13 protein-coding genes are annotated in these 13,184 nt (G+C 69.9%); 7 read left to right on the top strand and 6 right to left on the bottom strand.

Going from position 1 to position 13,184, the window contains the following annotated elements; all coding sequences use genetic code 11:
* Positions 1-39: 39 nt before the first annotated feature.
* The 5 genes from ACP699_RS05800 to ACP699_RS05780 are packed head-to-tail and all read right to left on the bottom strand — an operon-like array spanning position 40 to position 6,319.
* On the bottom strand, positions 40-1,269 hold the full coding sequence (locus ACP699_RS05800; protein WP_426169920.1) for an APC family permease: 1,230 nt from the start codon (positions 1,267-1,269) through the stop codon (positions 40-42).
* A 4-nt stretch (positions 1,270-1,273) separates the two neighbouring features.
* Complete coding sequence (locus ACP699_RS05795; RefSeq protein WP_426169917.1) at positions 1,274-2,959, bottom strand: CocE/NonD family hydrolase; 1,686 nt, start codon at positions 2,957-2,959, stop codon at positions 1,274-1,276.
* Positions 2,956-4,299 (bottom strand): MFS transporter, encoded by a 1,344-nt coding sequence (locus tag ACP699_RS05790; RefSeq protein WP_426169914.1) that lies wholly within the window; start codon positions 4,297-4,299, stop codon positions 2,956-2,958. The genes ACP699_RS05795 and ACP699_RS05790 overlap by 4 nt, the downstream gene beginning before the upstream one ends.
* Positions 4,296-5,312, bottom strand: coding sequence for an alpha/beta hydrolase fold domain-containing protein (locus tag ACP699_RS05785; protein ID WP_426169911.1), 1,017 nt, complete (start codon positions 5,310-5,312; stop codon positions 4,296-4,298). The genes ACP699_RS05790 and ACP699_RS05785 overlap by 4 nt, the downstream gene beginning before the upstream one ends.
* Positions 5,309-6,319 (bottom strand): alpha/beta hydrolase, encoded by a 1,011-nt coding sequence (locus ACP699_RS05780; protein WP_426169908.1) that lies wholly within the window; start codon positions 6,317-6,319, stop codon positions 5,309-5,311. Before ACP699_RS05780 ends, ACP699_RS05785 begins: the two co-directional genes overlap by 4 nt.
* A 103-nt stretch (positions 6,320-6,422) precedes the next feature.
* Here ACP699_RS05780 and ACP699_RS05775 point away from each other — a divergent pair, with 103 nt between their 5' ends.
* The gene (locus ACP699_RS05775) at positions 6,423-7,421 is read left to right on the top strand and encodes a LacI family DNA-binding transcriptional regulator (RefSeq protein WP_426169905.1); all 999 of its coding nucleotides are present in this window, start codon (positions 6,423-6,425) and stop codon (positions 7,419-7,421) included.
* On the opposite strand, the gene ACP699_RS05770 is transcribed toward ACP699_RS05775, so the two are convergent.
* A complete protein-coding gene (locus ACP699_RS05770) occupies positions 7,402-7,872 on the bottom strand; it encodes a PaaI family thioesterase (RefSeq protein ID WP_055875935.1) in 471 nt (156 codons plus the stop codon). The genes ACP699_RS05775 and ACP699_RS05770 overlap by 20 nt on opposite strands.
* A 108-nt stretch (positions 7,873-7,980) precedes the next feature.
* Between ACP699_RS05770 and ACP699_RS05765 the strand changes: the two genes are divergently transcribed.
* The 6 genes from ACP699_RS05765 to ACP699_RS05740 all read left to right on the top strand — a co-directional run bounded on the left by ACP699_RS05765 (position 7,981) and on the right by ACP699_RS05740 (position 13,152).
* Entirely contained in the window at positions 7,981-8,379 is a 399-nt protein-coding gene (locus tag ACP699_RS05765; RefSeq protein WP_055864631.1) for a GntR family transcriptional regulator, read from the top strand.
* A complete protein-coding gene (locus ACP699_RS05760) occupies positions 8,376-9,446 on the top strand; it encodes a DUF1648 domain-containing protein (protein WP_426169900.1) in 1,071 nt (356 codons plus the stop codon). The genes ACP699_RS05765 and ACP699_RS05760 overlap by 4 nt, the downstream gene beginning before the upstream one ends.
* Positions 9,443-10,393: a CPBP family intramembrane glutamic endopeptidase gene (locus ACP699_RS05755; protein WP_127482654.1), complete on the top strand. Its 951-nt coding sequence runs from the start codon at positions 9,443-9,445 to the stop codon at positions 10,391-10,393. Before ACP699_RS05760 ends, ACP699_RS05755 begins: the two co-directional genes overlap by 4 nt.
* Before the next feature lie 31 nt (positions 10,394-10,424).
* Positions 10,425-11,084 carry an O-methyltransferase gene (locus tag ACP699_RS05750; protein WP_426169896.1) on the top strand — a complete coding sequence of 220 codons (660 nt, stop codon included), beginning with the start codon at positions 10,425-10,427 and terminating at the stop codon, positions 11,082-11,084.
* 132 nt (positions 11,085-11,216) lie between these two features.
* On the top strand, positions 11,217-12,497 hold the full coding sequence (gene eno / locus ACP699_RS05745) for a phosphopyruvate hydratase (protein WP_055864618.1): 1,281 nt from the start codon (positions 11,217-11,219) through the stop codon (positions 12,495-12,497).
* A 76-nt stretch (positions 12,498-12,573) separates the two neighbouring features.
* The gene (locus ACP699_RS05740) at positions 12,574-13,152 is read left to right on the top strand and encodes an FtsB family cell division protein (protein ID WP_200935145.1); all 579 of its coding nucleotides are present in this window, start codon (positions 12,574-12,576) and stop codon (positions 13,150-13,152) included.
* The last annotated feature ends 32 nt before the right edge of the window (positions 13,153-13,184 follow it).

The raw sequence follows: 13,184 nt of genomic DNA, 5'->3' as shown, positions 1-13,184 counted from the left end.
GCTGACATCCGAGCGGTGAGCCTAGGCCCCGCACGGTTCTCACACCCGAGTGAACCGCAGCCGCAGCATCCGGTATCCCACACCGAGGAGCACGACGGCGGTTCCGACCAGCGACGCGAACACGGGCAGGGTGTTCACCAGGACCAGGCATCCGAGGGCTCCGAGCACCTGCAGGGCTCGCGGATAGCGTCGTGCGCGCCCCGTCTGCCGGAAGGCGGCTGCATTCGCGATCAGGTAGTAGAGGAGCACGCCGAAGGACGAGAAACCGATGGCGCCGCGCAGATCGGCGACGAGCACGATGGCGATCACGATGAGGGCGATGGCGATCTCGGCGCGCTGCGGAACCTGATGGCGCCGGTCGATCTTCGCGAGGAATCGAGGAACATCGCCCTCGCGAGCCATAGCCAGAGTCGTGCGGCCGATTCCGGTCAGCAGCGCCAGGAGAGCGCCGAGCGAGGCGGCCGCCGCTGCCACGCGAAGAACCGGAGTCCACGCCGATGCGCCGGCGGCGGTGAGCAGGTCGACCAGCGGCGCCGTCGAACCGATCACATCGGCGCCGAGAACGAGCACGACGACCGCACCGACCAGTGCATAAACGACGACCGCGCCCCCCAGGGCGAACACGATGGCGCGGGGGATCGTGCGCGCGGGATCGACGACCTCTTCGCCCATCGTCGCGATGCGGGCGTAGCCGGCGAACGCGAAGAACAGCAGCCCGGCGCCCTGGAGCACCCCGTAGACCGTGGCATCGGGCAGCGGGGTGGGAGAGGCGGTCGGGGTGGCCGCGAATCCGAAGCCGACCGCGACCGCGAGCCCGAGCAGCGAGCACACGACGAGGATGCGGGTGACCAGGGCCGTGCGTGTCACACCGAAGCAGTTCACGACGGCGAGGAGCACGACCGCCGCGACGGCGACGGGCACCTGCCATCCGGCCGGGGCCGCATATGCGGCGAAGGTCATGGCCATGGCCGCGCAGCTGGCGATCTTGCCGATCACGAAGCTCCACCCCGCGATGAAGCCCCACCAGGGACCGATCTCCGCGCGGGCGTAGGCGTACGTGCCACCGGCGACGGGGTGCGCTGCGGCGAGCTGCGCCGACGAGGTGGCGTTGCAGTATGCGACGACGGCGGCGACCGCGAGGGCGATGAGGATGCCGCTCCCGGCGACGCCGATCGCGGGAGCCCACACCGCGAAGACGCCGGCGCCGATCATCGAGCCGAGGCCGATGGCGACCGCATCCGCGAGAGTCAGGCGACGGGCGAGGGGCATCCCGTCATCGTGGCACGCGACGGTGAACGGCGGGTGACGAGGCTCCCGCGTGAGTCGGGACCGTCACCTCGGCGGGCAGGGTGAGGGTGGCAGGATCGGTCCCTCCCACACGCACGGTCTGTTCGCTGGCGAGCAGGCGCGAGTGATCGCGCACCGGATCGTCCGTGCCGGGGTTGCGCAGATGCAGAGGGTGGGCACCGGACGACACCTGCACGCGCAGACGCGACCCGGCGGCGAAGCGGTGGGCGAGGGGCGCGAGTTCGAGCCGCACGGTGCCCGCCTCGATCCCCGCATCGTCGGGGGAGAGCCGTCGGTACCCGTCGGTGACCGCCCGCGAGACGCCCCGGGTGTCGACCTCGCAGAGACGCACGAACAGGTCGGCTCGGGGATTCGACGACGAGAACGGCAGGGCGATCTCGGGCACTCCGATGACCAGCAGGTCTTCCGGAAGCGGATCGCCGGTGAACACGAGCACATCGTCCCGACGTTCGCGGACGCCCTGTCTGCGTCGTCCTGCGGAGAACGGATTGAGCGTGCGTCCGCCGCCGTCCGGGGTCGGATCCGCAGGGTCGTAGCGGTACGTCAGGTCGGCGGCGGGGTGCTCGGCACCGCTCCGGTCGAGTTGCCCGTCGGCGGTGAGCGTCACGGTCATCGCCATGTGCGGCGGAGGCCAGCTCAGAAGCTCCCGCCGGCCACCGCCTCCGGTCACGTCGAGGCGCACGCCGTTCGTGACCGCGTCCGCGGTGAAGGAGCGCAGCGCCTCGCGGACCCCGATGACGGTGATCTCCGGAGCGCCGTGCACCCAGTCGCCGATGATGAGGCGCACCGGGCGGTCCGCGTCGCGGAGGGCGGCGTAGTCCGCCAGCTGACCGACCAGGAACAGGTCCTGCCATCCGGCGACGAGCGTGACGGGCGGGATGGTCTCCACATCCTGCGCGAAGTGCATCGGCTCCCACCACGGGTCGCCGTGGTCGCTGTGCTCGACCCAGTCGCGGAAGAACTGCGGGTCCGCGTCACGCGCCACGCGCACCGCCTCCGAGGGGGGAATCGCGAGCGCCCCACGACGGAAAGCGCGGCGGGCGCGCAGCAGCGCCCAGGCCTTCGACGGCAGCGACCGCTCCTGGATGTCCAGCGCGTAGGCCCATGTGAGAGGGGTGTCGATCGAGAATCCGCCGCCCGGGTAGAGGATCGCGTCGTCGAAGCGTCGCGCGGAGATCGCGATGCCCAGGGCGTCGGGACGCTCGTCGCCGTCGCAGTAGGCCCACTGCGTCACGCCGAAGTAGCTTCCGCCCCAGGAGTGCACACGGCCGGTCGCCCACGTCTGCGCGCGCAACCAGCGCATGGTCGCCTGCCCGTCGGCGACCTCGTCGTGCAGCGGGTCGAACGCGCCGCCCGAACCGAACGTGCCGCGGCAGCTCTGCACCACGACATGGTGCCCGCGTTCGGCGAGGAAGAGCGCCACCCCGGCGATGCCGTCACGCCCATAGGGAGTGCGGATCAGCACCGTGTGCCCGCCGGCCCCCTCTGCATGCCAATGGTCGGTGAGGAGAGTGACGCCGTCGTCCGCCGGGACGGGGATGTCGGCTGCCCGAACGACCTCGTGGTGCGTCCGCGGAGGCATGTCCGAGGCGCGGTTCAGGCGCCGGTACTCGCGACGGGCTGCGCCGCCGAGACGGGGAGCATCGGTCATCGCACGCCCTTCACTCGGGTGACCGCGAACGCGGCGATCACGGCCATCACGACCGCGCCGATGTAGAGGGCCGCGAAGTTCTCACCTGTCGGCGAGCCTATGCGGGTGGCGAAGAATCCGAAAACGGGTACGAGGATGCCCGGCAGCAGGTAGGCGAGCGCCACGATGCCGAGGTCCTTGCCCGCGTCCTCGACGGAGGGGAGGCACTCCGTCATCAGGGCGACGTCTGCCGCGATGTACGCTCCCTGCCCGGCTCCGACGATCGCGATGCCGACGAGGAAGAACGCGATGTCGCCGAACGAGATCGCCAGCACCAGCCCGCCGGCGCTCGCGAGGGCGCCGATGATCACGCTCGGCTTGCGGCGCCCTGTCCGATCGGAGATCACGCCGAAGACGAACGCCATCACCAGGTTCATCAGGGTGAAGGCCGCGGTGGCCTGCGTCTGCACGGCGGCGATCTCGGTCGGGTCGTCGATCCCGAAGCGTCCGGAGATCGTCAGGTAGAGGTAGCTCGTGACCGACACGATCGATGCCGTCATGAAGAAGCGACACACCCATGCCCAGGCGAAGTCGGGGTAGCGGCGCGGGCTCAGCCAGAAGGTGTCCAGGACGCCGCTCCAGTCCATCGGCTCCGCGGGTTCCAGACGACGGATGTCCTTCAGGGTGAAGAACAGCGTGATCGCCAGGACGACGGCGAGCCCACCCGGGATCAGGAACATGCCGACCTGACCGATCGGGGCGACGGCACCCGCGAGGGAGACGCCGCCCAGGATCCCGATCGCGGTGGCGGCACCCGTGACGGCCGACATGATGGCGCGGATGCTGCGGCGGATCTGGTCGGCGAAGAGGGTGTGCACGGTCATCGAGACGGCGCCCCACCCCACGAGCACCAGGATCGTGCCGACCGCGAGCACGAGGAGCGACGGGGCCGTGGCCTGCACCGCGTAGCCGGCCAGCGCGATCAGAGAGCCGGAGAGGATCCAGGGCCGACGGATGCCGAGCCTCGACATCGAGCGGTCGCTGAGGCGGCCGAAGATCGGCGTCGTGATGAGGATGGCGGCCCCACCGAGCGTGAGGATGATGCTGAGGTCGCCCGTCGCCCGATCGGGATCCCACTCCTTGAGGAGCTGGGGGATCGCGACGCTGGCGACGCCCTGGGCGATGCCGGATCCGAGCCAGGCGAGCACGAAGGAGATCCAGAACCAGCGCGTCTGGCGCTGGCCCGGGATCGCATCGGCGGTGAGCGGCGGAGCGGGGTCCGCGGGGAAGACAGGATCGACTGCGTGGGTGGACATCATCGTCTCCGGGTCGGGGTCGGGGTCGGGGTGTGGAGTGGTCACGGGTGCGTACCGGTGGTCAGCGCCGGATCGGCGATCGGGAGGGGGCTCGTGCGGTAGGCGTCGGCGAGCTCGGCGACCACGACGTCGCGCCAGGTCCGTGCGCCCTCCCAGCGGCGGGTGAGACCTGGGGAGGCGTGATCGTGGCCGGGTCCGATGCGCAGTCTGACGGGGACTCCCGCCCTCCGCAGCGCATCGGCATATGCGGTGGCCCCGTCCCTCAGGGGATCGAACTCGGCGGCGAGGATCAGTGCGGGGGCGAGCCGCCGGTGATCCGGCGCGTCCAGCGGAGAGGACTCTGCGAGGGGAGCTCCGGCGCGATAGACCTCGGCGAGCTGTTCGACGCTTTGCCTGTCGGCCGGGCGCAGGTAGCGGTGCATAGAGTCCCCGACGATTCGCAGCGCCGCGGGGAGAACTTCGAGCGTCTGGTGGTGCAGGGGCGTTCCGGCGTCGCGCATGCGCAGGGCCGTCGTGGCCGCTATCGTCGCGCCGGCGGAGTTGCCGCCGACGCCGAGTCGGTGCGCGTCGACCGCCAGCTCGTCTGCGCGCTCCCGGATGTCAGCGAGTGCGGCGACGGCGTCGTCGACCGGAGCCGGGAAGGGATGCTCGGGCGCCAGCCGGTACTCCAGTGCGATGATCTGCACCGCGGAACGAAGGGAGCGATCAGCGCACAGGCGCTCGTTGAGAAGCTCGTCGATCGTGCCACCGCTCCAGCCGCCGCCGTGCAGCCACAACATCGTCGGCAGTGCACCGGTCGAGGACCCTGGTCGGAATCGACGCGCACGCAGCGGACCCGTCCCACCGGCGACCACGAGGTCGTCGATCAGCACGCCTGCGGGAACCGCCTCGGTGAACTCCACCGCCAGGAGGTCGCTCAACTCCCGCTGCGCCCGGCGTCGTGCTCCCGGCTCGGGGGACTCGAGGTCGGGAAGGGTCGCGGAGAGCTCGCGGATGCGCTGGATCCACTCCAGGATCTCGGCACTCAACGGCGGCCGGCGGTACTCGTGGTCGCTCATGCCGCCCCTCTCGCGTGCAGCGTGCGCAGCTCGGAGACGACGAGACGGTGCGCGACGTCTGCGGCGGGCACGTATCCGGTCGAGCCGAGCGAGCCGTGCGTCTGCCCGATGAAGCGCGTCGCGGTCACGGGAACACCTGCCGCGGAGAGCGCTCGGGCGTAGGCCTCTCCGTCACCGCGCAGGGGATCGAGCTCGGAGGTGAGGATGAGTGCTGGGGGGAGCCGCTCGTGCGACGTGGCCCGCAGCGGTGAGGCGTAGGGGAGGCGGGCGACTGCGGAGTCTTCTCCGAGGTACTGCCGCACCAGGGTGCGGCCGGCCGCGCGCACGATCACTCCCGGCATGCGCGCATCGATGCCGCGCATGTCGGCGTGCCCCATGGTCAGATCCAGCGCAGGGTTCTCCAGCAACTGCAGGACTATCGGATGCGCTGAGCGATCGCGGTTCATGAGCGTCACGGCCGCGGCGAGGTCGCCTCCCGACGATGCTCCGCCCACGGCCATCCGCTCCGGCGACGCCCCCAGCTCCTCTGCGTGGGCGCGGGTCCATTCGAAGGCCGACCAGCACTGCTCCGGTTGCGCGGGGAATCGCTGCTCTGGTGCGTGGGCGTAGTCGGCCGCGACGATCACGATCCCCGCATCCCGCGCTCTCACACGGAAGCGGGCGTCCCAGGAGACCCAGTCGATCCCGGCGATCGTGAATCCTCCGCCGTAGTAGTAGACCAGCACGGGAAGGCCCGATCCCGCCGGCGCGCGCTCCTCGCCGGGCCAATACACGCGGATGCGCACGTCGGGATGTCCGTCGACCGGAACCGTGTGCTCTTCCGAGGCCGTAGGGAGCGGCGTGATCCCGAGCGCGGCGCTCACGGTGTCGTCGTTGCGCGCAGCGACTCGGCGTCGTCCTGCGGGGTCTGCGGGTTCGTCTTCGAGCAGCGGGGCGACTCGCTCCTCCCACGCAGCGACCGCGCTGTCGAGCGTCGGACGCTGGAATCGGGACCGGGGTGTCGGCATCGGTCATCTCCTTCGACGAGTTCCGCACCGACGGGTTCCGATCGTGCGGGTTCCGACCTAGTCTGGGCAATCGAAGAACTTCGATGAAGAAGGAAGTCCGACCATGCGCGCACGACCGGGACGGGTCACCATCTACGACGTCGCGGAGCGCGCTGGAGTGAGCATCTCCACCGTGTCGCTGGCGGTGAGCGCCCCGCATCGGGTGCGCCCCGAGACCCGCCAGCGCATCGTCGCCGCGGCCACAGCGCTCGGCTACCGGATGACACAGGGGCGACGTGTCGGAGCCGCGCGCATCGCGGTCGCCGCCCCGTTCACGACCTACCCGTCGTATCTGCGCCGCCTGTCCGGCATGCTCCGCCGGGCGAGGGACGCGGCGGTGGACATCATCCCGTACGACCTCGATTCCGCCGCGGCTGCCGACGAGCCGCTGCTCGACGTCCTGCCCACGCGCACGGATGCCACCGGGCTCGTGGTGATGGGGGTTCCACTGGGCGGGGCCGCACGTCGGGCGAGCAGGGCGGCGCGCATCCCGGTCGTCTACGTCGACGTGGTGCCGACGCGGTCGGACGTGGACGGTCCGGTCGTCCTCGTCGACGATCGCGACGGTGGTGCGCAGATCGGGCGCCACCTCGCCGAGCTCGGGCATCGCCGCGTCCTCTTCGTGCACGAGCCGCAGCGCTCGCCGGCCTACGTGTCGGCGGGGATGCTCCGTATCGAGGGGCTGACCCAGCATCTGGCGATGACCGATCTCGCCGTCGCCGACCCCTCCTCGGTCGATGGCCGGGTGATCGCTGCGGCCCGAGCCGCGGGTGCGACGGCGATCGTCGCGAACCACGACCAGTTCGCCGCCGCGGTGATGTCGGCGCTACGCGCGGATCCTGGCACTGCCCCGCTCGCTGTCGTCGGCTACGACGACGGTGAGGTCTCCGCAGCGCTCGACCTCACGACCGTGCGGCAGCCGTTCGAGGAGAGCGGGCGCGCGGCTCTCGAACTCGTCCTCGGTCTGGTGTCGGGGGCATCGACCGCTCACCGCACCCTCCGGCTCGCCCCCACTCTGATCGCGAGGTCGTCGACGCTCGCGGTCAGCCCTGGGAAGCCGTGACCCGCTTCTTCTCCCGGATGTAGACCTCGCGGCGTACCTTCGCGACGACGTCGCCCTCCCTGTCGGTGATGACGGTCTCGAACCACTCGAGCACCTTGGCTCCGCCGCGTGCGCGCTCACGGATCTCCTCGGCCTTCTCCTTCGACACCTCGAACTCGGCAGTGAGCACGCCACGGCCGGGCTTGAGGAACTCGATCTCGCCGCGGGTGTCCCACACGACGTGATCGCGTCCGAGCTGGTGCATCACGAGCATGAAGAAGTACGGGTCGGTCATCGCCGACATCGACCCACCGAACGCGGTCTTGACGTAGTTGCGGGTGAAGACGTTCACGTGGAGTTCGACCGTGGCATGGGTCCAATCCTCACTGAAGCGGCGGATGCGGATGCCGCTGAAGAGGTTGGGGATCCACAGGCTCATGCCGATCGCGAGACGGCGGGGAGTGATGCGCATCACGCCAGTGTGGAGGAACGAGCAGAGAGCGACAAAGATGTCTGGAGGGTTGTCACAGTTGTTATAGTTCGCATAGAATAAGTAGCGATTCCACGAGAGGAGGATCGGATGCTCATCCGTGTCGATCCCGACAGCTCCCGCGCGCTGTACGACCAGGTCGCGGCCTCCATCCGCTCCGACATCCTCACAGGGGTCCTCGCTCCGGGCGATCGCCTCCCCGCGGCACGCGATGTCGCCGAAGCGCTCGACATCAACCAGCACACCGTGCTGCACGCCTACCAGCGACTGCGTGACGAGGGCCTAGTCGATCTGCGTCGCGGCAGGGGAGCGGTGATCGCGGCCTCGGCCGCGCCGCTCGCAGAACTCGCCAACGACATCGACGATCTGGTGCGCCGTGCCGCGGCACTCGGCGTCTCCGCCGACACGCTCGCCGGCATCGTCCATGCGCACCGTGACGCCCGCACCGGCATGGACCCGATCGAGAACCACGAGGAGGATTCGCCATGACCCATCGTGACGCCACCCACGACCTCACCCGTACCGCGCCGCAACTGCTGCGACGCGCACGAGTGGCCTTCTTCCTCGTCGCGGTGATCGTGCCGACCGTGATCACCGCCGTCGCCGTCGTGATCCTCCTCACCTGGTTGCCCACGCTGCCGGCTCAGGTCGCGACCCATTGGGGCCCGAGCGGTGCCGACGGATTCGGGGCGCCGTACACGTACCTCTGGCTCCTCATCGCGCTCGGGCTCGGGCTGCCGGTGCTGATGGCGGTCGCGACGCTCGCTTCCGCCGGTGCGCACTGGGGCGGCACTGCCCGCCTGATGGGCGCGCTCGCCGCGGGCATGGCCGCGCTGGCGGCGATCCTGAGTCTCGGATCCCTCGCGCTCCAGCGCGACCTCACCGATGTCTCCGACGTGCCGGGCATCGGCGAGACCTTCGCACTGGCCTTCGCCGGACTCGTGGCTGTCGGCGGCATCGCCTGGGCCGTGCAGCCCCGCGTCCGCCCCGAACGGGGGCGCACGCTGGAGCCACGGTATGCCGTGAACGTGGCGGAGGGAGAACGCGTCGTGTGGGTCGCCACGACGACCATGCCACGCGGCGCGCTCGCGTTCCTGTTCTTCGTGCTCCTCGGCCTGGTCGCGCTCGGTGCGTTCATGCTCGGCACCGGTGTCGAGGGTGGCTGGATCGTCGCCGTGGTGGTGCTCGTCGTGGGCCTCGCGCTGGCGGCGACAGCCTCCTTCCGCGTCAAGGTCACGCCGCAGGGCTTCTCGGCGCGGGCCCTGCTGAGGTGGCCGCGCATCCGCATCCCGCTCGACGAGATCGAGTCTGTGCGCGCCGTCGAGATCTCGCCGTTCGCCGAGTTCGGCGGCTGGGGGTGGCGCATCAGCGTCGACGGACGGTCCGGCATCGTCATGCGGCGCGGTTCGGCGATCGAGGTCGCCCGCCGTGACAGACGGCCGTTCATCGTGACGATCGACGGCGCGGAAGAAGCCGCGGCGCTGCTGCAGGCCTATGTCGACCGCTCACGAACACCCGGCACCTCCTCGACCGACTCCGGAAAGGCGACCTCATGAACCATCAGGCCCTGCACACGCGCCGCGTGCCGTGGACCGCGGTGATCGCCTTCGTGGCGGTCTCCTTCGCCCTCGCCTGGCTGGTGGCGTTGCCGTTGTGGCTGGGCGACGGTCTCGCTGAGCCGATCTCGGTCCTCCTGCTGCCGGTGATGATGTTCACACCCGCGGTGGCAGCCCTCGTCGTGACGTTCGTGATGCGCGTCCCCGCGCGCGGCCAGCGTGCACGGTTCCTCGGACTGTGGCCGATGCGGCCGGCGAAGCGGGTGATCTGGCTCATGGTCGCCGGCTGGCTCGTTCCGCCGCTGCTGGTGGGTCTGGGTATCCTGCTTTCCGCCGCGCTCGGCTTCGTGCAGCTCGATCTGACGTTCGCGGCGTTCGCCGCCGAACTCGAGAAGGCCGTCCCGGCCGGCACGCCGCTGCCTCCTGTCCAGGTCATCGTGTTCGCACAGCTCGCGATGATCCCCGTCGGCGGGCTGTTCAACAGCCTCTTCGCTTTCGGCGAGGAGCTCGGCTGGCGCGGCTGGCTGCTTCCGGCGCTGCGCCCGCTCGGCACCTGGCCGGCCCTGATCCTCAGCGGGGTGATCTGGGGTGCATGGCACAGCCCGGTCATCCTTCTCGGCTACAACTTCGGGCGCACCGACCTCACCGGCGTGCTGCTCATGATCGGCGGATGCGTGGCCTGGGGCATTCTGCTCGGTTGGCTGCGCCTGCGTTCGGCATCGGTGTGGCCGGCGGTCATCGCGCACGGCTCGCTGAACGCCGCGGCGGGGCTCGTCCTCATCGTCGCCGCGACGCAGCCCGACATGGCCCTGGCCGGACCGCTCGGTGTGGCGACCTGGATCGTCCTCGCCCTCCTCACGGTCGTGCTGGTGCTGACCGGGCAGTTCCGCGCTCAGCCCGAGCTCGCCGATGCTCCGGGGCGCCTGCTCTCCGCACCGCGGTCTTGACGGACGGCAGCGGCGGGGGTTGGCTGAGGCCATGGAATCCACCCCCACCGCCTGGTCCGAAGCCGACGCCTTCCTCTCCGATCTGCTGGTCGGACCCGATGCGGATCTGGAGTCGGCGCTCAGCGCGCAGCGCGAGGCGGGCCTGCCCGAGATCGAGGTGGCTCCTGTCGCCGGCAAGCTGCTGAACCTCCTCGTCCGCATCAGCGGAGCACGGCGGGTGCTGGAGGTCGGCACGCTCGGCGGCTATTCCACGATCTGGCTCGCGCGGGCCGTCGGCCCCGGAGGGCGCGTCGTGACGATCGAGGCGGAGTCGGACAACGCGGCGATCGCCCGCGCCAGCATCGATGCCGCGGGCGTCGGTGATCGTGTCGACATCCGCGTGGGTAGGGGAGTGGACGTGCTCCCCACCCTGGTCGGCGGGTTCGACCTGGTGTTCATCGACGCCGACAAGGAGTCGAACACGATCTACCTCGATTGGGCGGCGAAGCTCGGCCACCCCGGCACCGTGGTCGTGCTCGACAACATCGGGCGTGAGGGCGAGATCGTCCGCGATGACAGCACCGACCTCAAGGTCGTCGGCACCCGTGAGGGACTGCGGATGCTGGGGGAGGACCCGCGATTCGACGCCACGGCCCTGCAGACCGTCGGCGCGAAGGGCTGGGACGGCTTCGCCATCGCCGTGGTCGTCTGATATCGACGGCGTCGGGAGCGTGCGCGCGAACCTGTCGGTCGGGTCCCTGACCCTGTCGGAGGGCCGGGCTAGACTGAGCGCGGATCGACGACGCTCCACACAACGTTTTCCCCCTGAGCAAGGAGCACATCAGTGGCACTGATCGAGGCTGTAGGCGCACGCGAGATTCTCGACTCGCGCGGAAACCCGACCGTTGAGGTGGAGGTCCTCCTCGACGACGGCATCGTGCAGCGGGCGGCCGTGCCGTCCGGCGCATCCACGGGCGCGTTCGAGGCGTACGAGCTCCGCGACGGAGACAAGAGCCGTTACGGCGGCAAGGGCGTGCTCAAGGCCGTCGAGGCCATCATCGACGAGCTCGGACCGGCGATCGAAGGTGTCGAGGCGAGCGAGCAGCGCATCGTCGACGAGATCCTGATCGAGGTCGACGGCACCGAGAACAAGAAGCGCGTCGGAGCCAACGCCATCCTCGGCGTCAGCCTCGCCGTCGCGAAGGCAGCGGCCGACTCGGCCGACCTCCCGCTCTTCCGCTACCTGGGCGGCCCGAACGCGCACGTGCTGCCCGTTCCGCTGTTCAACGTCATCAACGGTGGCGAGCACGCCGACAACGGCATCGACATGCAGGAGTTCTTCCTCGCCCCGATCGGTGCGGAGACCTACTCCGAGGCGCTCCGCTGGGGAGTCGAGACCTACCACGTGCTGCGTGCAGAGCTGAAGGCCGCCGGCTACGCGACCGGCCTCGGCGACGAGGGCGGCTTCGCTCCCGACCTGCCCAGCAACCGCGAGGGACTGGACTTCCTGGTGAAGGCGATCGAGAAGGCCGGCTTCACGCCCGGCACCGACATCGCGCTCGGCCTCGACGTCGCCGCGACCGAGTTCTTCAAGGACGGCGTCTACCGCCTCGACAACAAGGACTGGGACGCCGCGGCGCTCACCGAGTACTACGTCGGACTCGTCAACGACTTCCCGATCGTCACGATCGAAGATGCTCTCGCCGAAGACGACTGGGACAACTGGAAGCACCTCACCGACGCGCTCGGCAGCAAGGTGCAGCTGGTCGGCGACGACCTGTTCGTCACCAACCCGCAGCGTCTCGCCGACGGCATCAAGCGCGGCGTCGCGAACTCGCTGCTCGTCAAGGTCAACCAGATCGGCACGCTCACCGAGACGTTCGACGCGGTCAGCCTCGCTCAGCGCTCCGGTTACACGGCGATGCTCTCGCACCGTTCGGGTGAGACCGAAGACACCACGATCGCCGACCTGGTCGTCGCGACCAACGCCGGACAGATCAAGGCAGGTGCTCCTGCTCGCAGCGAGCGCGTCGCGAAGTACAACCAGCTGCTGCGCATCGAGGAAGAGCTCGGCGACGCCGCGGTCTTCGCCGGCCGTTCCGCGTTCCCGCGCTACCAGGCCTGAGCGCACCGATACACCGAAGAAGCCGCCGTCTCGGCGGTGAACACCGCCGCTGAAGCGGCACGACGAAGGAGGAGCCGTGGCACGACGACCGGCTCCTCCTTCGGCGTCTCCGGGACCGCAGACGCCGCGACCCGCCGGCACGATGAAGTCGAAGAAGACGGCCACGCCCGCCGCATCGTCGTCCGCACCGCGCTCATCGAGCAGGAGCCGGGGTGAGGCGCCTCGCGTCGACGTCCGCGAGTGGGCGTCCGGCATCCGCCTCTCGGCCTTCTCTGTCATCATGCTCTCGCTGGTGGTGCTGGGTGCCTGGGTGCTCGTGCCCACGCTTGGGACCTTCATCGATCAACGTCAGAAGATCGCGGCCCTCGAAGCGTCGGTGAAGGTGAGCGAAGACGAGATCGCCTCCCTCGTCGCCGAACGTGAGCGCTGGAACGACCCCGTGTACATCACGACGCAGGCCCGCGAGCGCCTCTACTACGTCAAGCCCGGAGAGGTCGTGTATCTGATCGACAACGACCTCGATCCCGCGGCCCTTCCGCGGGAGCAGGAGCCCGTGAGCGACACGATCGTCGAGAAGCCGACGGACTGGATGCCGCAGTTGCTGCGCACCATCGTCTCGACCGGCCTCAGCGATACGGCCGCCGTCGCTCCCTGACCGTCCCGTCGAGCAACTTCCCCGGCGGCTCC

The sequence above is a fragment of the Microbacterium sp. DWRC1-3 genome, assembly GCF_049896645.1.
In the GTDB taxonomy this organism is placed as follows: Bacteria; Actinomycetota; Actinomycetes; order Actinomycetales; family Microbacteriaceae; genus Microbacterium; species Microbacterium maritypicum.
Note: the sequence above shows the minus strand (reverse complement) of the source record. Positions and strands in the feature narration are given on the sequence as shown.